Raw genomic sequence first — 19,807 nt, forward strand, 5'->3', positions numbered from 1 at the left:
CACAGACTGTTGGAATATCGACTGGCTTGCTTCACAGCAGGTTAAAGAAAGCTGGTGTAATCGAAGTGCGGCCTAGACGCGCCCACTTGTCACCTGATGAACGTGCCCAGGCCGTGGAGCGAGTGCTTGCTGGTGAGAGCTGTCAGACAGTGGCTGATGCTATCGGTGTGCATCCTTCTACCGTGTATGGGTGGATAAGGAAGCAGCGGTATGCGAAGTTACGCCGGCAGCGACATCGTCGAACGCCTGATGAGGCGGTGGTGTCTTTGCCAGATACAGGCAAGAAGCTGGGTAAAGATTCTGTTATGCCAGCACCGATGAAAACTCAAGCCGTTGATGGATTTCCTAGCGGCGTATTCGACAAACACGCCTTAGTAGGGCGTGGTCGCAGGCTTACTGTTGAAGACCGTGTTGCTATTGAAGCGGGATGTCGTGTCGGTGATTCGGCACGAGCCATCGCGCAGAAAATAAATAGGCACCACAGTGTCGTCGCTCGTGAAATCACCCGTAATGGTTGGAAGATCGTCGATGAGGACGGCACAGAGCAGCTGCGGTATAACGCCCACAACGCTGCTGTTTCTACTGCTGGTCGGATGGTGCGGCCAAAACTACGCAAGCTCGATGAAAGCCCAACGCTTCGGGGTGTAGTAGTCGATTGCCTTGCCCGCAGGTGGTCACCTGGGCGCATTAGTGCATGGCTTGAGCATGCTTTCAGCGATGATGAAAGCATGCGTATTTCCCACGAAGCGATCTACAGTGCCTTATACATTCAAGGCAAAGGCAGCCTGCGAGCCGAGCTTGAAGAAGTCATGAAGACTAAAGACGTACTTATCCGCGGCGGCTCAACACGCAAGCGTCGTGCCCGAAACGCTGGCGTGTTAACCGGTCGCCCTTGGATCAAAGGTGCTGAGATCACCCACCGCAGCCCGGAAGCTGATGACAGGGCTATTCCCGGGCACTGGGAGGGCGACCTTGTTATTGGTAAAGGTGGCAAAAGCGCGCTGATTACCCTAGTAGAGCGCACCAGCCGTTACACCCTGCTTGGACACCTTCCCGATGAGCACAGTTCACACACCGTGGTCGCAACCCTGCAGGACATGGTCAAAGACCTCAACACCGAGCAGCTAAAGACCATCACATGGGACCAAGGCGCAGAAATGGCTGTCACAGCACAAGTCCAGATTAAAGACGGCTGCCAGGTGTTTTTCTGTGAACCGCACTCACCGTGGCAGAGACCAACCAACGAGAACACCAACGGCGAGATCAGGCGCAGGTTCTACAAAAAGGGCACCGACTTTGCCACCGTCACACCCGAACATGTCGCGTGGGTGCAAAATGAGCTCAACGAAACACCCCGACAAATCCTCGGCGGCGCAACCCCACGTGAAATACTCAACGAACTATTCAAGCGTGGCGCATCCACCGCTTGATTCCGCCTCCGACATTTAGAGTTTTGAACTGCAACTTTTCCGACACTTAGCCTCTCGCTGGGACGGGATTCAGGGTGGCTTATGGGACAAGTGGGGTGGTAGGGGCTGATGGGGAAGGTGGGACTGGTGGGGTCGTCGGGGCTCGCCCAACAGCCCCGCAAAGCCAACTAGCAAACCCCAGCAGCCCCGCAAACCCCAGCAGCCCCGCAAACCCCAGCAGCCCCGCAAACCCACCACCCCAGTGCTCTAACCTCGGCCCGCACCCCCAGCGGCCCAGCACCCCGCCAGCACTAACCCCGGCCCAGGTCCTTCAGCACCTGGCGGACGTGCTCGCCAGCCTCCGGCCCCTCATAGGCCTCAACCACATCATCCACGCGCCCCACCTGCCGGACCTCTCCGTGGTCGATCCACAGCGCACTGTCACACAGCTGCGCCAGGAACTCGTTGCTGTGCGAGGCGAAAACCAGGATGCCGCTCCGCTCAACCATCTCCACCAGTCGCCCGCGTGCCTTAGCCATGAACGCAGCATCCACGGCGCCGATGCCTTCGTCCAGCAGCAGAATCTCCGGGTCGATGCTGGTCACAACCCCCAAAGCCAGCCGAATCCGCATGCCCGTGGAGTAGGTGCGCAGCGGCATATCCAGGTATTCGCCGAGTTCGCTGAACTCCGCAATGTCGTCCATTTTCCGCCGCATCGCCTTCCGCGTCTGCCCCAGGAACAGCCCGCGGATCATGATGTTCTCGTACCCGGAGATCTCCGGATCCATGCCTACACCCAGGTCGAAAACGGGGGCCACGCGCCCGCGCACGATCGCGGACCCGCGCGTCGGCTCGTAGATCCCACTGAGCAGGCGCAGCAGGGTGGACTTGCCGGCGCCGTTGTGCCCAACCAGGCCGATCCGGTCACCGTCCTGCAAATGCAGATTGACGCCCTTAAGTGCCTCCACCATCACCGTATTCGACGAGTTCCTGCCGATCGCGCCGCCGGCAGCCCCCAGGAATGTCTGCTTCATGGAGCGGGTCTTCGCATCGAAGATGGGGAAGTCTACGCAAGCGTCGTAAGTGTCAATCGAAACCATGTCATCTCACTTTGTTGTTTCAGTTGTCGCGGCTGGCGGGCCCCAAGCCCGCCTACCGCTAAGCCAGCCGCAAGCCGCAAAGCCAAGCCATAACCAAGCCAGCCAGCGCGGCTATACCCAGTAGCTCACGCGGAAGCGCCAGCGGCGCATCACCAGCAGCGCCAGCGCAAGCCCGATAACCGTAAGCAAGCCAACGATGCCCCAGTGGTAGGCGGGGACTGGCTCGCCGATCATCGGCCCGCGGACGATCTCTAGGTAGTGGTACAGCGGGTTAATCTCTGCAATGCGAGCTCGTTCGGCCACTGCCCCGCCTTGGTCGCGCAGGGTTTTGGTGGTCCAGACGATGGGCGTCATATAAAAAGCTAGTTGGACTAGCGAATCCAGCAGCGGGGCTACGTCGCGGAACCGGGTGGCGATGATGCCGAAGAACATGGTCACCCAGATGCCGTTGGCGATCATTAGCGCCATGGCGGGCACGACCAGCAGCACTTCCCACCCGAGCGATGGGCGGAACACGGCCAGCAGCACTAGCCAGATCACCAGGTTGTGCAGCAGGAATAGGAACTGCCTCCACACCAGGCGGTATACGTGCACCGACAAAGCCGACGGCAGTTGCTTGATCAGCCCTTCGTTGGCGATGAACACTTCGGAGCCGTCCTTGATGCAGCCAGAGATAAAGCCCCACAGGATCAGGCCGACGGCGACGTGCGGCAGGAAGCTGGCCAAGTCTTGCTGGAACAGCAGGCTGTACAGCAGGCCGAGGGCCAGGGCCATCACGCCGGTGGCGATGGTGATCCACAGGGGTCCGAGGGTACTGCGCCGGTAGCGTTGTTTGATGTCCTGCCAGCCGAGTGCGAGCCATAGTTCGCGCTGCGCAAACCCCTTCTTCAGGTCGGCCCATGCCGCGCCGAAGGTTTGGGAGTTGCTAGCTGGGATGTCGCCTTCTGCCGCGGCGGTGATCCGCTGTAGATCCGCGGCCTCTGGCATTTTTTGTGGCATTTGGTCCTGCTTCTTGTTACTGCTTCGCGTTTTTGTTGCTGTTGCTTTGAGGCAGTCTATTTTACTTTGTGACGCCCACACCTCCTATTCCCGGCGAGTCCCGCTTCTGCTTTGCCGGCTGGGCTGGTGGCAGTTAGCGCCGGCAGTTCCCCGCGGCGCGAGGCGCCGGTTCGCAGCCGGGACCGGGAGCGGTGTTGCCTGTCCGGATTGAGCGCTAGTATCGGTTGAGGTTAGTTCCCCGGCTTTTTCGCAGCGGGCCCTCCGAGCCCGGGGCGGGGAGTTCTGGGCGCCGCCGTGCACAGGCGGCGCGATGTGCAGGAAGCGCAGTCCTCAGCAGTCTAAACATTAAGGAGTAGTCCAGTGTTCGATGTACCACGGGTCCGGGGGTTGTATGCATCGCTGTCGGATGGCTGGACGTACCTAAACGCGCAGGATTTCCCGCAGGTGCCAGAAAGGGTGTCTTCGGCTGTGGCGCGGAGTTTCCGGGTGGCTTCTTTGCTGGAGCCGCCGGAGTCCGCGACCGGTTCGCATTCCCGCGCGCAGCGTCTGGGCCGCCGCATTGGTGAGTCTTTCGGCGATTCGGCGCGCACTGCGATTGCGGACCTGACGGGCGCGCGGCCGGAGAATGTGGTGCTGGGCGCCTCCCGCGAGGCGTTGCTGGATGACCTGGCGCACGCTCTGTACCGGCGCTTGCGCCTGGGCCAGGAGGTCGTGCTGTCCCGCATTGACGATCCGGCGAACGTTTCCCCGTGGAAGCATGCGGCGGATCTGTATGGCGCTCGGGTGCGCTGGGCGGAACCGGATCTATCCAGTGGTGTGCTGCCGGCTTGGCAGTTTGCGAACTTGGTGGAGCCGGAAACCACGGTGGTGGCGGTCTCCGCCGCGAACCGTTATGTGGGTGCGGTGACGGATGTCCGCGCCATCGCTGATTGTGTGCGGGCGAAGTCCCGGGCTCTGCTGGTGGTGGACGTGGATACCTTCGCCCCGTACCGCGTGGTGGACGTGGAGCAGATGGGCGCGGACGTGCTGGCCTTGGATGTCGCTAGCCTGGGCGGCCCGAGCGTCGGCGCGCTGGTGTTTAAGGACGATGCCACCCGCCGGGCCGTGTTCCGCTCTGGCCATGGCGTGGGCGTGGGTGGCGTGTCCGAGGGCCTGCTGGGTGGTGTGGCGGAGGCCGTGGACCACCTGGCCCGCCTGGATGATTCCGCCCGTGGCACCCGCCGTACCCGGTTGAAGACCGGCCTACCGCATGCGGCAGACTACCTGAATTCCCTGGCAACGCACCTGGTGGAGGGGCTGCAAACCCTCGGCACCGTCCACGTGATCGGCGTGGATGGCGACGGCCCCGTGCTGGAGGAATTCGCCGCCGTGGACCGCGTTCCGCGCGTGAGCTTCCTGGTGGATGGCGTGCCCGCGGGCGTGGTGGTGCAACGCCTGCTGGCTAATGGTGTGGTCGCGGGCGTGGTCGCACCGGGCCAGTCGCAGCTGCTGGAGCGCATGGGAGTTTTCGAGGAGCAGCCGGCTGCGCCGAGCGCGAACTCTCGTGGCCGCCACGTTCGCAAGGGCGCGGATTCGGGCGCGAACTCAGATGCGGCCTCGGCCGCAGACGCAGCCTCTGCGCTGGGTTCGTCCCTGGACCAGGCCGGTGCAGTTTCCGTCGGGTTCGCCCCGCACAACACCGTGCATGATGTGGACCAGCTGGTGCGGGTGGTGGCGTCCGTAAGATAGCGTGGCCGTGTGCTTCGACTGATTACTGCGCTTACACCGATTATTTGGGGAACGACGTACATCGTCACCACGAACATGCTGCCACCTGGGCGGCCGCTGCTGGCGGGTGTGCTGCGTGCGCTACCTGCGGGTTTGATGCTGCTGCTGTGGTTCCGCAGGCTGCCGCGCGGGCAGTGGTGGTGGAAGTCTGCGGTGCTGGGGGTTGTGAACATCGGCGGCTTCTTTGCTCTGCTGTTCGCGGCGGCGTATTTGCTGCCGGGCGGTGTGGCGGCGATTGTGACGAACACGGCGCCGTTGTGGGTGATCGCCCTGAGTCCGGCGTTGTTGGGCACGCGCATTCAGCCGTACCAGGTGATCGGCGCGCTCGTTGCCGTGGTGGGTGTGGCTTGTTTGGTATTGACGCCCGCCGCCGCCCTGAATACCGGCGGCATCCTCGCGGGTTTAGGCGCCAGTGTGTGCATGGGTTTGGGTGCGATTCTGGCGAAGAAGTGGGGTAAGCCGGACGATGTGCCGCAGCTGGCGGTGACGGGCTGGCAGCTGACTTTCGGCGGGTTGTTCCTGGTTCCACTGCTGCTGGTGATGGAGGGGTTGCCGGATCATCTGACCGGCCAGAATGTGCTGGGCTATGCGTACCTGACGATCTTCGGTGCCCTGATTGCGTATGGCATTTGGTTCCACGGTTTGGCCAAGTTGGACGTGGTGCAGGTGGCGATCCTGGGCGTGCTTTCCCCGGTGACGGCGACGTTCCTGGGCGTGGTGTTCGTCGGCGAGCGACTTTCGCTGGTGCAGTGGGTTGGCCTGCTGCTGGTGCTGGCGGCGCTTGTGTTGGTGCAGACCGGCGGGTGGCCGCGGCGTGGGCTCGGGGGTGGGGCTCGTGGGCGCGGGCGGCTTACCAAGCCGCGCGCTTAGGTCGCCGCGATCGCTTGCATGGCGCCGGGCCTCGAGTTCGCATGCCGCTCTGGGCTGCGCGCCCGCCGCGCCTAGCTCTGGGGTAGTTCGAGCACGATCTTGCCAGTGACTTCCCCGGCCAGCAGTGCCTTGTGTGCGGCGGCGGCTTCGGCGATGGGCATGATCCGGTCGATGTGGTGGGTGATCTGCTCGTTTTCCAGCAGTGGCCATACGTTGTGTAGGGTTTCGGCGACGATGCGCGCCTTGTCTTTCGCGTCGCGGTAGCGCAGGCCGGTGGCGCTGATGTTGCCGCGTTTGTTGAGTAGCTTGGCGATGTTCAGCTCGCCCTTCACGCCGCCTTGCATGCCGATGATCACGATGTGCCCGTCGGGGGCCAGGGCCGTGATGTTGCGGTCGAGGTATTTTGCGCCGATGATGTCCAGGATCACGTCCGCCCCGCCGTGTTCTGTGAGAACCTCGGCGAAGTCTTCCTCCTTATAGTTAATGAGGATGTCCGCGCCGTAGCGGCGGCATACGTGAAGCTTTTCCTCGGAGCCGGCGGTGACTGCCACGGTGGCGCCGAGTGCTTTGGCTAGTTGGATGCCGAAGATGCCGATGCCTCCGCCACCGCCGTGGAAGAGGATGGTATCGCCTTCGCGTAGATGGGCGGTCATCATGATGTTGGACCAGACGGTGCAGGCAACTTCCACCACGCTGGCGGCTTCGGCGAGGCTGTATCCGGCGGGGATGGGCAGCAGTTGGCCTTCGGGCACGGTGGCGTATTCGCTGTATCCGCCCCCGGAGAGTAGAGCGGCGACTTCGTCGCCTGCGTGCCAAGGGGTGCCGTCGGCGTGGGTGGCGCCGTTGGGGTCTTCGATCACTCCAGCGGCTTCCAGGCCAATGATGTTGGTGGTGCCGGCTGGCGGGGGGTAGTGGCCTTGGGCTTGGAGGGTGTCTGCTCTATTGACGCCCGCGTAGTGGATGCGCACCAGGGCTTCGCCGGGTTGGGGATCGGCGATGCTGGTGGTTTGCCAGGCCAGGGAGCTGGGGTTTTCGGTATCGGTCTGGATGATTGCGTTGGTGGTGATGCTCATGGTCTCCACCCTAATGAATCATTGTGCGGCTGGAAATGGGTGCGTTGTGGTGTGGGGTGTAGGATGTTTTGAGCGGTATTGAGCCGCGTTGGAAGTATGGCAGAGCGGCCGAATGCACTGGTCTTGAAAACCAGCGATGGGAAACCATCCGGGGGTTCAAATCCCTCTACTTCCGCAGGCTGGGTTGCTTCTCGTCAGCTGGCGCGGAAAACCTCCGCGACCAGCGGCAACTCCTCGAGCCCCGCTCCCGGTGTACGCACCAGGAGCGGGGCTCCAGGCATTCCAGACACAAACCCCACCCACTTCAACCTCCGCGCATCCACCGCGCGTCGCCCCACCCGAAACCACCACAGAGCGTGCCCCACCAACGCCCACGAATCATCCTCAAAACGCACCACAAACACCCGATCCCCCAACTCCGCGCGCCGCAACCCCTCCAGTGCAGCCGCATTCTCCCCCGGAGCCACCGCAAACCCCGCAGACGTCATACGCTCCACCACACCCAGGCGATGCACAAACCCCTCTGCATCCTCCACCACCAAAGGAGCACCCGCCCGGCACGCCCGCACCCCTAGAAAACGCCACACCACCGGCTGAACCCCCGCACGCCGGCCACGCACAACCGCCCACCCCAGAGGCTCCTCCGGCTCCACTGAAAGCGTCACCACCGGCCCAGGGTCGGCCGTCTCCACCACGACGGTGCGCGGGGCAGGGGAGGCCGAAGGGGCGTCACTAGGCACGGCAGAAAGCGCTCCCGGTAGGACCGGGGCGAAAGAATAAGGGTGACGGCGCAACAACTCATCGCACGCCTCCACCAGCTCCGCATCGGTGGCGTTGAAACCCACGCCCACCGACTCCAACTGAGCCCACAACTGCGCAAACGGCACCGAAGGCTGAGCCTCCCACGCCGCGCGCAGACGCTCCATCACGGCAGGGATGCGCGTCGGATCCTCCGGATGCACGGCGCTAGTCGGCCTGGTCGGCCTGCGAGTGCGCGGTGCCATTCGCCGCGTCGCTGCCGGAGGCCGGGTCGGCTTCCGAGTAGTTAGCAAGCCCAGCGGCAGGCAGCGCACGCTCCAGCGCGCGGAGCAGCACATCCGTCTCCTCCGACGTTGTCACCGTCACGCGCACGCCCTCGCCCGCGAAACACCGCGCGATCACACCCTCGCGCTTCAGAGCCTCATCCAGCGCCTCCGCGCGCTCGCCCGCGTTCAGCCACACAAAGTTCGCCTGCGAGGGGTACGTCAACGGCTCGGCGCCTTCCGCGCCGTCCGCAGCCCCGCCCGCCGCGCCGGCACCGCCAGTGCCAGCCGGAGCAACCCCCGCCAGGTACGCCTCCACCCGCTCGCGCTCCGCCATCGTCGCATCCACGCGCGCGGCCAGCTCGTCCTGCGCCTCCACGCTCGCAATACCCGCCGCCTGCGCCAGCGCGTTCACGCCGAAAGGAATCCCCACCTTATTCACGGCCTCCACCAGCTCTGCCGGGCCGACCAGGTAACCCAGCCGCAGGCCCGCCAGCCCGTACGCCTTCGAGAACGTTCGGCACACCGCCAGGTTCGGGTAGCGCTGCAGCTCCTCCAACGCCACCGGAGACTCCGCATCCCGGTTGTACTCCACATACGCCTCATCCAGCACAACCGTCACATTCGCAGGCACGCGCCCCATGAACTCGTGGAACTCGTCGCGGCTCACCGTCGTGCCCGTCGGATTATTCGGGTTGCACACAAAAACTAGGCGCGTACGCTCGCCGATCGCTTCACTCATTGCCTTGAGGTCATGACGCCCACTCTTCAGCGGCACACCTACCCCAACCGCACCGGCGATCTTGCACAGGATCGGATATGCCTCGAACGACCGCCAGGCGTACACAACCTCATCGCCGTCCTTGCATGTGGCCTGCACCAGCTGCTGGCACAGGGCGGAACTGCCATTACCTACGGCGACGTTGTCGAGGTCCACGCCCAACCACTGCGCGAGTTTCCCACGCAATGCGCCCGAAGCCATGTCGGGGTAGCGGTTGAGGTTCGAGGTGGCGTCATTAATAACAGCACTTACAGAAGGCAACGGCGACAGCGAAGACTCGTTGGAAGCCAACTTCAGCGCGCCCGGCTGGGCGGAGCCGGGGACGTATGCGGGCAGGGAGGAAAGATCGGGGCGAATCATACTGCACAGTGTAGTTGGGGCCGGGGACAGGACTTCGGGGAGGTTGCTGGGAGGTTACGGGGAAGCGTGGCTGGAGCAGGTAGAGTCGTGGCCAGCAGGGCAGGCGGAGAAGCGGGCGGGATTTTGGGGAAGGTGGGCAGGTTGTGTAGGCTAAGTTCGGTCGAGATTGTGGTATCTGGAAACAGTGCTGCGATACGACGTTCGGAGGCGTGCCAGAGCGGCCGAATGGGGCTCCCTGCTAAGGAGTTGTCCCTTAGGGGACCGCAGGTTCAAATCCTGTCGCCTCCGCAACTTCGACAGAGTGCGTCAGCGCCAGAGCTGCCCATATAGCTGCCCGGTTACTTGTGGTGAGGTTCCGGGGTCAACAGCTGCGGACAGTGTTGTGGGGCGTGTGGTGCGCCTGTGGTGGTCCGCTGGGATTGTGCCGGCGTGAAGCACTTTGTCGAAGTTTCCAAGCGCCCGTAGCTCAACGGATAGAGCATCTGACTACGGATCAGAAGGTTGGGGGTTCGAATCCCTCCGGGCGCACCATTTTCCCCTGTGGCTGGCGGTTCTCCGCCGGTTGCGGGGGTTTTGCTTTTGCTGGAATGGCGGGCGGTTGGAACATGCGCCGCGCGTGCGTGTGCACGCGGGGCGCCTGCACGGCGCGCGGTGGGCGCGCCGTGCTCTCCGACTGCAGCGCGCATGCGGGAGCATGGGCGCCGCAGACGGTTTGGGTCGACAGAGGCGGTCGCGTTAGCGATCGCCTCCGCACAGCGCACACTTCGGCCGCTGAGCCTTCCGGCGCGCTTCGCGCGCCGGGTCTGCAGATCTCCTCCGTTCCACCCGTGGTCCACTGCGTGATCCCCGTGGGATCCACGGTGCGTTGCTTGGTCCCCGTGGGATCCACGGTGCGTTGCTTGATCCCCGTAGGATCCACGGTGCGTTGCTTGGTGTCCGTTTCATCCGTGGCGCACTACCCCGTTGCCGCGCGTTCATGATTTCATTTCCGCTGGTGAAGTGGGGATTTGTTGTTTTGTGTCCCCGGTGTGTAGAGTTAATCTGCGTTGCAAGGGCAACCTTGCAGACCTAATCGATGCCCTTTGGGGCAGCGGTGATGCGCCCGTAGCTCAACGGATAGAGCATCTGACTACGGATCAGAAGGTTGGGGGTTCGAATCCCTCCGGGCGCACAAATTTCCCCTGTGACCAGCGATGACTCCGTCGGCCACGGGGTTTTGTCTTGCGGGGGCTCGAAAGGTCGAAGCTCCGTAAGCGCCATAGACGGCCGAAACGGGGGCAGGGGATACCTGAGTAAGGGCGCGAATTTGCGTCCCTCATTCGGGAGGGGCCTAGAGATTGGCCATTTCGCTGCCTGGCGAGGAGGGGAATGTCCCAAATCTTCCACTCTGTTTCTATAACTATCTATTTCTGCAGGTCAGAGCCTTGCAATATTTTGCTGCATATCTGCTTTTCTTTAAAAGTGGAAGATTTTGGACATTGCCCCTTTTGCGGGTGCTCCAGCGGTAGGAGGGGCGTTCGGCGGGGCGGGGAACTTAAAAGAAACTTACAGGAGGCTTGCAAACGTGCGGCAGGGAATCCTAAGAATCAGACGTTAAAAAAGACAATCGTTCCGCATAGCGGGCCTGCTCTGGACTTGAGCATGGAGTTTGAACACTGAGTTTGAGCATGGAGTTCGAGCGCAGAGCTCGAACACTAAGAATGAGAACTAAAAAGGAGACAGCCGGGTGGTAAAAACACCTACTTCTAGGAGCTCCGCGAAGGCACGCGGAGACGAAGCCCACACCAGCGCAAATAGCGCTGAAACGGCAGCCGACGGAACGGCAAATGCAAAGCGCCCGCGCATCCTCGGGCTCGACATCGCCCGCGGGTTAGCAATCCTCGGGATGATCTACCTGCACCTTGGTCACCCGCTATGGCAAACGAAGGTGATCCTGTCGGGGCTCCCGGCTGCACTGTTCGCGGTGATCGCGGGCGTGACCATGATGCTCATCTGGACCAACGCCGCCGCACGCGCTACCACTTTGCAGACCATCGCGAAGCTCGCTGCCCGCGGCGCGCTGATCACCCTCATCGGCCTGGCGCTTCTGCCCGTCGGAGGGGAGATCCAGGTCGTGCTGGTCGTCCTCGGTGCAACGATGCTCGCCACCGCCTGGGTGCCTCCACTGCCGACGGGCGCGAAAGTCGCTCTCCTGCTCATCGCCACAGCCGCCGCCACGTGGCGCTACGCCCCGCTGGAACTCCCGCTCCCGTACCCACACCTCGCGTGGGTCGCGTACATCCTGGCCGGGATGGTCCTCTTCGACGTGTACGTGGGAAAGGATGGCACGGGGGCTGGTGGCGTCACAAAGATAACAACCGCAATCGCCTGCCTCGCCGCAGCAATAGGCTTCTACCTGCGCTTTCAGACCGACCTTCCCGGCTGGGCGCGCGCGACCGGGCACACGGGCGTGCTGGGCGAGATCGTGCTTTCCATCGCCGTCGCCGCCATTGTGCTGCACCTGAGCCTGATTGTCGGGCGGCGTGTAAAGGCTACGAATCCGCTGGTCGCGCTGGGTGCGATGGCGCTGACGGTGTACATCCTCCACGTGCTTACGGCTCTGTGGTGGCAGACGCACGTGTCGCTGCACTCGGACCTGTGGGCGGCGGCGTTTATCGCGGCGTTCCTGGCGTTCGCGTGGGCGTGGAAGAAGCTGGCCGCCGGGCCGGCGCGGAAGTTGTTTGCAGGGCAGGGGCCGGCGGAGCGATGCGTCGCGCAGGTGGTCCGGCTGATCGCGGGAGAACGCGCGGGAGAGCGAGCATGAGGAGCCGGATGAGAACGAGGAGCACGAGGAGCACCAGCATGAAGAAACTGACATCACGAATGGCAGCCATCGCGGCCGCAGCAGTCCTGGCCGGCGGGTGCGTGACTCCCGCCAGCGCGCTGGAATACGGCGAGCACGCACCGGACAACGCGGAGTCGCGGACGGTCGCATCCCTGCGCATCGGGCGCGTCGGCAACTTCGGCGACTGCACGGGCACGCTTGTGGCCCCGCAGTGGGTGCTGACGGCGCGGCACTGCCTGGAATCCGTCTCCAACGAGGGCACGCAGGCGCGCATCGCGGGTGCTGTCTACGACGCGGATTCGTGGTCGCTGTCGCCTGTTATGGACGCCGGCCTCTTGCACCTCACCAAGCCCGTCGAGGGAGTCGAGCCGGCGGAGCTGGCCGATAGCATGCCGGGCGTGGGCGACGAGGGGAATCTCTACGGCTGGAGCAGCAGCTCACTGATGGCGCGCAAGGGCGATCTTCCGGTGGCGCGGATGCGAGTGCGGGAAGTTCTCGCCGGGCCGGGTGCCGGCGGTTCACCAACGCCGGCCGCGCCGAGCACCGGCGGCGGGGCTCCGAAGACCTCTGAAAAGCCTGAAGCGCCGACCGACTCGCAGGCGCCGGCCGCGCCGCATGTTGAGGGTGGCGTGGAATCCATCCCCGCGCCCGGCGGTTCCGGCGGCGCGGGCGCGCCCCAGATCCTCCGGGGCGACGGCGCCATGCCGGAGCCCGGATCCCCCGCACCCGGCGCCGCTGCACCTGGATCTCCCGCACCCGGCACCGCTGCACCTGGATCTCCCGCACCCGGCGCCGCCGCGCCAGGTCAGTCGGGCAAGTCGGGCAAGTCGGGTAAGCCAGACACTCCGACCTCGGAGACCTCCGGAGACTCCCGCTCTTCGAAGCCTTCTGCGTCCGCGGGCGCCCCCAGCCCCGAAGGGGTGGAGTCCGTCCCTGCCGAAATCGCCATGGGCGGTGGGGAGGTTTCCGCAGGTGAGGCGGGTGGCGTCATGCCAAAAATCGTCGGGGGAATCCTCGAGGCAGAGTCCCTCTCGCGCGCGGCGATGCAGGGCGGCGACTCGGGCGCGCCGTTCTTCGTCGGCGGCAAACTCGCAGGCCTCGCGACTGCGGGCACGGCCAACGGAGACCCGGACTTGCCCTCGCCGACGGCGGCCATCACCACGCTTTCGGACGCCGCAGCCTGGATCGAGGACGTCACCAGCGGGCGCGACACGTCCAGCGTGTTGACAGCGGACACCACTCCTGCTCCGCCGAAAACGCCGCAGACCAGCGGAGATTACGTCGGACGGTATCTTGCGGTGGCTGCGGCCGGGCTGGTGCTGGCGCTCGCGCTGGGCTGGTTTGGCCGGCGGAAGATGCCCGGGTCGCGCCGGGCCTGACCTGCGCCCAGCGCTTGGCGGGTGCCCGGCGCCTGGCGGGCCTGACCTGCGCCCAGCGCTTGGCGGGTGCCCGGCGCCTGGCGGATCCCTGGAGTCCCTGGCTCGCGTCTGCAAGCCCCGCGGCGCCGGGCCCCTGACATCCCGGGACGTCTCAGGTACAAGGGGTCTTGGAGGGTAATGTCCCAAATTCCACGTCTTAGAATATAACTATTATGTTTGCGCGGGTCAGCGGCTTGCGAAATTTGGCTGCAAACCCGCTACTTTCAATAACTCGAAGATTTGGGACATCGCTTCTCCGGGGTCGTGCCCGCAGCGTGTTGCAGCATGTCCGCGGGTGCGTCTGCAGCAAGTCTTCGGCATGCCTGCGGGCACATTCGGTGTCCTTCGGGCGGGGGGGAGGCCTTCGGGTGGAAGTGGGAAGGCTTCGGATGAAGATGGGCGGCCTTAGGGTGACGCTAGACAGGCAGATGTGGTGGGGGTGGTTTTAAGCCGAAGCGCTGTAAGCGTCATAGACGGCCGAAACGGGGGCGGGGGATACCTGAGTAAGGGTGCGAAACTGCGTCCCTCATTCGGGAATTTCCCAATATTGGGCTTTTCGGAAGCCGGGCGCGGAGGAGGATGTCCCAAATCTTCCACTCTGTTTTTATAACCATCTATTAGTGCAGGTCAGGGAGTTGCGAAATTTTGCTGCAAAGGTGCTACTCGTTGAAAGTGGAAGATTTGGGACATCCAGGCTTTCGCAAGTGCTCCCGTCGGGGCTGAAGGTGGGCCAAACGGGCTCAAACGAGAGGGGATGGGCGGCTTTGGGGGCGAAGCTGGGGAGACCTACGGCGAGTTTTGCCACTGGAGAAGTAAGCACACCGTCGCCGGAGGCTAAGAGTACTGCCGGAGGGGGTTAAGAGTCTCGGAAGCGAGAGTGTATGGGGCGCGAGCAGGGGGATTCCTGGCTAGACTGAACGCGATCGCTCTCGGAGGTGATTTGCCGCACAGCGGGAACGTTGCTCGGAAGCGTTGAGCGGTGGAGATGTCGCGCGGTGAAGTGCTAGGTAGCGGAACGCTGCGTGGTGAAGTGCTAGGTGGTGGAGACGCCGCGTGGTGAAGTGCCAAGTGGTGGAGACGCCGCGTGGTGAAGTGCCAAGTGGTGGAGACGCCGCGTGGTGAAGCGCTAGGCGGTGGAGACGCTGCTCGGAAGCGTTGAGCGGTGGAACGCTGCGTGGTGAAGTGCTAGACAGCGGAGAATGCGCAGCCGAGACGGAAGAGTTCGAAGAAACAGCTGGTCAAGGAGGGAAGATGGCGAGCAATGAACGCCCCGAAGGGCAGTCGCGGAGCGGAGAGGCCGGCGGCCGCGGCACACGCGACGGACGTGGCGGACTCGTCGCGAGCCTCGGAGTGGGAGCCGCCGTCCTCGCCATCACGGTCGGTTTGGTGATGGGGCTAAACGGCGGGGAAGGGGGCGTCGAGAAGAAGGGCGAAGAGAGCGCACCCGCCGCCAACACCGCCGCCGCGCCCGACAACGACACCGGCGACAACGACGACACCGGCGACAACGACGGCGCAGACGCCACCCCGCCCACCGACGAGGAACAGCAGGCAAAGCTGGACAAGCTGGCGGCCGACATCGCCGAGAAGAACAACGTGCAGGTCGGAGTGGCAATCCTCGGGCAGGAAGGGCCTCTGCACGCGGGCAAGCTCAACGAGGAAGGCGCCTGGTCGACGATCAAGGTGCCGATCGCCGGCGCGGTCGAGGAGAAGCTGCGCCACGCGGAAGCCCACGGCCAGCCCGCCCCTCGCGCCGCGATGGAAGCCGACATGGACGCGGCGATCCACTATTCGGATAATGACGCCGCGTTTCGGCTCTGGATGTATGTCGGCGACGGCTCGGACCGCACCGCCTCCTACAAAGTGCGCGATTACATGCACCGCGTAGGCGACCCGACGAACGCGGCGAAGCAGTTTGAAGATGGGGTCTACGTCGGGTTCGGCGCGATTAAGTGGAAGCTGACGGATCAGGTGAAGTTCATGAACGGGTTCCGGTGCATGAATGGCTCTGACAAGGTGCTGGAGCGAATGGGCCACATCATCCCGGAGCACAGCTACGGGCTGTCGAAGATCAAAGGAGCGCAGTTTAAGGGCGGCTGGGGCCCGGAGCCGGACGGGCGTTTCATCTACCGCCAGCTTGGCCTGGTGCCCGGTCCGAACGGAGAAATGACACCCGTGGCCATTATGGCGATTCCCAACGATGGGTTGGAGACGACCGCGTGGGAGGGCGTGGATTCCCTGGCCAAGGAACTACCTGACGTGCTGGAAGGCGCCCCGCCGGCCAAGACAAAGGACGACTGCTAGCGGGGCGCGGGGGCGGCAGTGCGCGGTGGTGCCGGGCGAACGCGGCGGGGCGGCGCTCGCAGGCGTCGCAGCGCGACACCCCGCCCTGCTAGAAAATGCCGATCTGCGCGCCCATGGACTCCGCCGAGCGGAGCTGATCCAGCCAACCCGGCGCCCCCGGCCGCACGCGGATAATTGGCCGGTTGGGGGCATCCCCCTTGTTGCGGCCCGCCCGCGCCTCGAAGCGCCCGCGCGCGGCGTGGCCGTCCTCGGCAAGTGTCTTCAGGGAACGATCCGGGTGGGAGATATCCTCCTGCGCGCTCTGCAGCAGTTCAATGGTCTGGTCCAGGGCCTCCAGCACGGCAGGGCGGTTGTTCTCCACCATCGCGCGCACCAGGTCAGGGTCCGTTCCAGCCACGCGCGTGCCGTCGCGGAAACTTGACGCCGCCAGGCTCAGCGCCAATGGACCTCCACTATCACCCGCGACTGCCAGTGCCTCGGCGAGGATGTGCGGTAGGTGGCTGACCCGCCCCACGGCGCTGTCATGTCGGCGTGCGATGGCGGGGATTACCGACGCGCCGACCTCCTCGGCCAGCCCGACCACGCGCACCCACGTATCCAGCCAGCGCTTGCTGATCGCGTAGGCGTCGGCGCTGGCAGCTGCGCCCGCTGCTCTCGAAATCGCGCGGCTGCCGCCTGCCACGCCCGCGCTGCCGCCTGCCGCGCCGCTAGCCCCCGCCAGCTCCCGCGCGTTGTCATACGTCACCACCCACACGGCACCCCGGAACAGCCCGTGCATCGTCGCCTGCCAGCCCGAGTTCGCGGTGCCAGCCATCGGATGTCCGCCCACGAAGCGATCGGACATGCCCTTCGCCTCCACGAGGTCGTGCACTTCCTGCTTCACGCTGGTCACGTCAGTAAAGCCGCAGGTCGGAGCGTGCTGAGATATGGCGTCAAGAAGAAAAGACAGCGCGGGCATCGGCACGCCAAGGATCAAGAGCGCATCGGCCTCCTCGGCGCGGCGCAGCGTTGCCTCGAGGTCGCCCGAGACGTCGTAGCCATCGCGGCGCGCGCGGGTGACGGTTTTCTCCGACCGATTCCAGCCGAACACGGGCCAGCCGGCGGCCTGCGCATCGCGCATCAGCGAACCGCCGATCAGCCCCAGCCCCAGGATGCACAGCGGGCGGCGATCCTCGGGGAGGGTGCTCAGGCGGTAGTCGGAAGAAATTTCGTGTCTCACGCTACCCAGTGTTCCACAAAGCCGACTAGCGTTGGGGGACATGAGCACCGACAGCTTTGACAATGGCGGCCGTGGCTATGGCGCCGGCTGCGGCGGCGACGGCGGCGACCTGACCTTCGCCGTGTCCGCCATTCGCGCCGACGGCCACTGGCACCTGCGCGAACTCCCCACCCGCGCGACGGAAAGCCTGCCCGACCTCATCGCGGAGTTGCGAGCCTCGCGCGCGGAGGGCCCGGTCGTGGGGCTGCTGTGCATCGAGGACGACTGGTCCGTTGTGCTCCGCCCGGTGCCGAGTGGCGTGCGGATCTTACTTAGTGACGCCACTGCCGCGTTGGACTACGACATTGCCAGCGAGGTGTTGGACACTCTGGACATTGACGAGCCTTCGGAAGAGGAGGCCGACGCCTCGGACGATCCGTGGCCCGAGGGCGACTTCGACCTGCTGGAGGATCTAGGTGTCAGCGAGCAGATAATGTCCATCATCTTCTACGACGACGACCTGTATGGGGCGGAGCAGGTTCTGCGCGTGGCAGACGAGCTGGGATTCGCCGACGAGCTGGCGGACCTGGTGGGCGTGGAGCTGGAGTTCTAGCCGGTGGGGGTGGAGGGCGCGCCGGGCGCGTGGGGTGCCGCCGAGCCAGCTGAGATGCGCGATGGGGCTGAAGTGCGTGACGCAGCTGAGTTGCGCGGCGGGTTGCCGGGCGCGTGCAGCGGGGCTGGCGTACGCGGTGATGCTGAGGCTCAGGCGTGCGTGGGCGAGGGATTGCCGCAGGCCGCCGGGGATGCGTGCGCGGAAGCGCTGATGCGCCGCGCCCTGGACATCGCTGCGGAGACTCCCGCCGGGGACGTTCCCGTCGGAGCTGTGATTCTCGACCAGGACGGGCGGGAACTCGGGCGGGGCGTGAACCGGCGCGAAGCCGACAATGATCCCACCGCACACGCGGAGATCCTCGCCATCCGGGAAGCCGTGCGGGAGCTCGGGGACGCCTGGCGGCTGGAAAACTGCACGCTAGTGGTCACCCTGGAACCCTGCGCCATGTGTGCGGGGGCGCTGGTCGGGGCGCGAATTGGCAGCATCGTCTTCGGAGCCTACGAGCCCCGGACCGGGGCGTGCGGCAGCGTCTGGGACGTGCCGCGGGAGTCTCCGCTGCACTGGGCGGAGGTCCGCGGAGGCGTGCTGGCCGGGCAGTGCGAAGAACTGCTGCGGCAGTTCTTCGCCCGCCTGCGCTAGGCGCGCGCGAGCCCGCGCTTGCCCGCCCGCCTGCGCACGGGCGCGCCCCGCCCGTGCTGGATATGCTGAGAGGGAGCCCCTGCTCCTGGATAATTCGCCTATCCAGGAGCAGGGGCTTTACTTCTTGCGGTTCTTCCACGGCGCGCCCGCGCGCGTGCTGGATATGCTTGACCCGCGCGCCTGCGCTGGCGCCTCCGCCGGGTGCGCCCGACTCGTACTGCTCGGTTGCTGGAATTCTCCGTGGCCGACGCACTCCCCGGACATTCCCGTCCACTCAGGCTGCGAGGCCCAAGGGAGGGGTGAGGATGCGGAGGATGAGGGGGCGTCAATAAGTGTTATAGAAAATTAATGAGTGGTTCTGAACAGTGCTTTTGCGATCGAAATGGGCGTCTGAAGGCTGGGGAGACGGCTCGGTGGTGGCGAGAATGGCAGAACGAACCTACGTTGGAAATCGAGCGTCCTGGTCGTACGAATGCTGCGGCTGGGGCGCACAAATTAGAACAAAGTTAGTGGCAATAGACACAAGGAGAGATCAATGGATCTGAACAAGGCAAAGGACATGGCAGGCGAGCACCGCGACAAGATTCAGGACGGTGCTGAGAAGGCCATCGACGGCAAGCTGGACGGCGACAAGGCTGACAAGGCCAAGGACGGCCTGAACAAGGGCATGGACAAGGTCTTCGGCGACAAGTAAGACCTGTCAGAGCTAAGGCCCGCTAGGCGCAAGCCTTCTGCGGTCTCCCGTGCGGAGACTTTCTGCGCGGAGGCTGAAGCGCTGAAGCTGGAAGCCCGCCGCGAACTGATGGAAGTTCGCGGCGGGCTTTTGCGTGTGCGGGGGCGTGCGCGGGGACGTGTGGATGCGCGCGCGGAGTGTGTGCGGGGCGTGCGCGGAGTGTGTGCGGGGCGTGCGCGGGGACGTGTGGATGCGCGCGCGGAGTGTGCGCGGAGCGTGTGCGGGGCTCTCGCATGCGCAGGGTGGGGTTTTGTTGCGAAAATGTGGGGGTGTTACGCTAGTACGAGTCTGCAATCGCTGACTATGGTGGCGTGTCCGAGCGGCCGAAGGTGCTCGCCTCGAAAGCGAGTGTTGTTAGTAGCAACCGAGGGTTCAAATCCCTCCGCCACCGCCAAAATTTTTTTACCGCGTGCTGTTTCCGGGTGAAGCCCGGAGGTGGCGCGCGGTTTTTGCGTGCGCGGGGTTAGGTTTTGCCGGGCGCTCAGTCGCAAGGGGGCGGAAGTGCGTCCGGGGAGCTTCAATTCTGCGGGGCGGGGCGGGCGGCAGCGTCCGCGGGGGTTGGGAGTGCGCGAGCGGGGTGCGCGGTCGGGCGTGTAGGGCTGGCAATGAGGGGGCGCCGAAGTGGGAATGTCCCAAATCTTCCACTCTGTTTTTATAACTTTCTGTTTCTGCAGGTCAGAAGGTTGCGAAAAATTGC

The 19,807-nt window shown here is 64.6% G+C and carries 14 protein-coding genes, 5 tRNA genes and 1 pseudogene; 14 read left to right on the forward strand and 6 right to left on the reverse strand.

Going from position 1 to position 19,807, the window contains the following annotated elements:
- Positions 1-210 precede the first annotated feature (210 nt).
- Positions 211-1,430 (forward strand): annotated as a pseudogene (locus tag JQ46_RS10915) (IS30-like element IS1513 family transposase).
- A 290-nt stretch (positions 1,431-1,720) separates the two neighbouring features.
- Here the strand turns inward: JQ46_RS10915 and JQ46_RS02085 are convergent.
- Together JQ46_RS02085 and JQ46_RS02090 are read right to left on the reverse strand one after the other, a co-directional pair.
- The gene (locus JQ46_RS02085; RefSeq protein ID WP_034985074.1) at positions 1,721-2,509 is read right to left on the reverse strand and encodes an ABC transporter ATP-binding protein; all 789 of its coding nucleotides are present in this window, start codon (positions 2,507-2,509) and stop codon (positions 1,721-1,723) included.
- Between the two features lie 111 nt (positions 2,510-2,620).
- Positions 2,621-3,508, reverse strand: coding sequence for an ABC transporter permease (locus tag JQ46_RS02090; RefSeq protein ID WP_034985075.1), 888 nt, complete (start codon positions 3,506-3,508; stop codon positions 2,621-2,623).
- 360 nt (positions 3,509-3,868) lie between these two features.
- On the opposite strand from JQ46_RS02090, the gene JQ46_RS02095 reads away from it, so the two are divergent.
- Both JQ46_RS02095 and JQ46_RS02100 read left to right on the forward strand, forming a co-directional pair.
- Positions 3,869-5,236, forward strand: a complete 1,368-nt coding sequence (locus JQ46_RS02095) for an aminotransferase class V-fold PLP-dependent enzyme (protein WP_051876200.1) — start codon at positions 3,869-3,871, stop codon at positions 5,234-5,236.
- Between the two features lie 9 nt (positions 5,237-5,245).
- Positions 5,246-6,145, forward strand: coding sequence for an EamA family transporter (locus JQ46_RS02100; protein ID WP_034985078.1), 900 nt, complete (start codon positions 5,246-5,248; stop codon positions 6,143-6,145).
- A 71-nt stretch (positions 6,146-6,216) separates the two neighbouring features.
- On the opposite strand, the gene JQ46_RS02105 is transcribed toward JQ46_RS02100, so the two are convergent.
- A complete protein-coding gene (locus JQ46_RS02105; RefSeq protein ID WP_034985079.1) occupies positions 6,217-7,218 on the reverse strand; it encodes an NAD(P)H-quinone oxidoreductase in 1,002 nt (333 codons plus the stop codon).
- Positions 7,219-7,308: 90 nt separating this feature from the next.
- On the opposite strand from JQ46_RS02105, the gene JQ46_RS02110 reads away from it, so the two are divergent.
- A tRNA-Ser gene (locus tag JQ46_RS02110) sits at positions 7,309-7,393 on the forward strand.
- 19 nt (positions 7,394-7,412) lie between these two features.
- Here the strand turns inward: JQ46_RS02110 and JQ46_RS02115 are convergent.
- Positions 7,413-8,222 (reverse strand): hypothetical protein, encoded by an 810-nt coding sequence (locus JQ46_RS02115; protein ID WP_155271080.1) that lies wholly within the window; start codon positions 8,220-8,222, stop codon positions 7,413-7,415.
- The gene (locus JQ46_RS02120) at positions 8,185-9,381 is read right to left on the reverse strand and encodes a pyridoxal phosphate-dependent aminotransferase (RefSeq protein ID WP_034985082.1); all 1,197 of its coding nucleotides are present in this window, start codon (positions 9,379-9,381) and stop codon (positions 8,185-8,187) included. The genes JQ46_RS02115 and JQ46_RS02120 overlap by 38 nt, the downstream gene beginning before the upstream one ends.
- Before the next feature lie 203 nt (positions 9,382-9,584).
- Between JQ46_RS02120 and JQ46_RS02125 the strand changes: the two genes are divergently transcribed.
- From JQ46_RS02125 to JQ46_RS02150, 6 genes are all read left to right on the forward strand, one after another.
- Positions 9,585-9,669: transfer RNA gene (locus JQ46_RS02125), tRNA-Ser, on the forward strand.
- Positions 9,670-9,836: 167 nt separating this feature from the next.
- Positions 9,837-9,912 (forward strand) — tRNA-Arg (locus tag JQ46_RS02130).
- 567 nt (positions 9,913-10,479) lie between these two features.
- Positions 10,480-10,552 (forward strand) — tRNA-Arg (locus tag JQ46_RS02135).
- Between the two features lie 555 nt (positions 10,553-11,107).
- Positions 11,108-12,184: a hypothetical protein gene (locus tag JQ46_RS02140; RefSeq protein WP_192817222.1), complete on the forward strand. Its 1,077-nt coding sequence runs from the start codon at positions 11,108-11,110 to the stop codon at positions 12,182-12,184.
- 38 nt (positions 12,185-12,222) lie between these two features.
- Entirely contained in the window at positions 12,223-13,584 is a 1,362-nt protein-coding gene (locus tag JQ46_RS02145; RefSeq protein WP_034985084.1) for a trypsin-like serine protease, read from the forward strand.
- Positions 13,585-14,874: 1,290 nt separating this feature from the next.
- On the forward strand, positions 14,875-15,927 hold the full coding sequence (locus JQ46_RS02150) for a hypothetical protein (protein WP_237744675.1): 1,053 nt from the start codon (positions 14,875-14,877) through the stop codon (positions 15,925-15,927).
- An 88-nt stretch (positions 15,928-16,015) separates the two neighbouring features.
- On the opposite strand, the gene JQ46_RS02155 is transcribed toward JQ46_RS02150, so the two are convergent.
- On the reverse strand, positions 16,016-17,146 hold the full coding sequence (locus tag JQ46_RS02155; RefSeq protein WP_051876201.1) for a prephenate dehydrogenase: 1,131 nt from the start codon (positions 17,144-17,146) through the stop codon (positions 16,016-16,018).
- A gap of 40 nt (positions 17,147-17,186) precedes the next feature.
- On the opposite strand from JQ46_RS02155, the gene JQ46_RS02160 reads away from it, so the two are divergent.
- The 4 genes from JQ46_RS02160 to JQ46_RS02170 all read left to right on the forward strand — a co-directional run bounded on the left by JQ46_RS02160 (position 17,187) and on the right by JQ46_RS02170 (position 19,504).
- A complete protein-coding gene (locus JQ46_RS02160; protein ID WP_034985086.1) occupies positions 17,187-17,738 on the forward strand; it encodes a tRNA adenosine deaminase-associated protein in 552 nt (183 codons plus the stop codon).
- 3 nt (positions 17,739-17,741) lie between these two features.
- A complete protein-coding gene (locus tag JQ46_RS02165) occupies positions 17,742-18,377 on the forward strand; it encodes a nucleoside deaminase (protein ID WP_424647991.1) in 636 nt (211 codons plus the stop codon).
- A gap of 535 nt (positions 18,378-18,912) precedes the next feature.
- Entirely contained in the window at positions 18,913-19,071 is a 159-nt protein-coding gene (locus JQ46_RS11310) for a hypothetical protein (protein WP_176755025.1), read from the forward strand.
- Between the two features lie 344 nt (positions 19,072-19,415).
- Positions 19,416-19,504 (forward strand) — tRNA-Ser (locus JQ46_RS02170).
- The last annotated feature ends 303 nt before the right edge of the window (positions 19,505-19,807 follow it).

This window comes from Corynebacterium jeikeium (assembly GCF_000738175.1).
Taxonomy (GTDB): domain Bacteria; phylum Actinomycetota; class Actinomycetes; order Mycobacteriales; family Mycobacteriaceae; genus Corynebacterium; species Corynebacterium jeikeium_C.

Excerpts from the sequence above, each read along its gene's own strand:
- JQ46_RS02115 (WP_155271080.1), bottom strand. The coding sequence starts at position 8,222 with ATGGCACCGCGCACTCGCAGGCCGACCAGGCCGACTAGCGCCGTGCAT.
- JQ46_RS02150 (WP_237744675.1), top strand. The coding sequence starts at position 14,875 with ATGGCGAGCAATGAACGCCCCGAAGGGCAGTCGCGGAGCGGAGAGGCC.
- JQ46_RS11310 (WP_176755025.1), top strand. The coding sequence starts at position 18,913 with ATGGATCTGAACAAGGCAAAGGACATGGCAGGCGAGCACCGCGACAAG.
- JQ46_RS02105 (WP_034985079.1), bottom strand. The coding sequence starts at position 7,218 with ATGAGCATCACCACCAACGCAATCATCCAGACCGATACCGAAAACCCC.
- JQ46_RS02145 (WP_034985084.1), top strand. The coding sequence starts at position 12,223 with ATGAAGAAACTGACATCACGAATGGCAGCCATCGCGGCCGCAGCAGTC.
- JQ46_RS02085 (WP_034985074.1), bottom strand. The coding sequence starts at position 2,509 with ATGGTTTCGATTGACACTTACGACGCTTGCGTAGACTTCCCCATCTTC.
- JQ46_RS02090 (WP_034985075.1), bottom strand. The coding sequence starts at position 3,508 with ATGCCACAAAAAATGCCAGAGGCCGCGGATCTACAGCGGATCACCGCC.
- JQ46_RS02120 (WP_034985082.1), bottom strand. The coding sequence starts at position 9,381 with ATGATTCGCCCCGATCTTTCCTCCCTGCCCGCATACGTCCCCGGCTCC.
- JQ46_RS02160 (WP_034985086.1), top strand. The coding sequence starts at position 17,187 with ATGAGCACCGACAGCTTTGACAATGGCGGCCGTGGCTATGGCGCCGGC.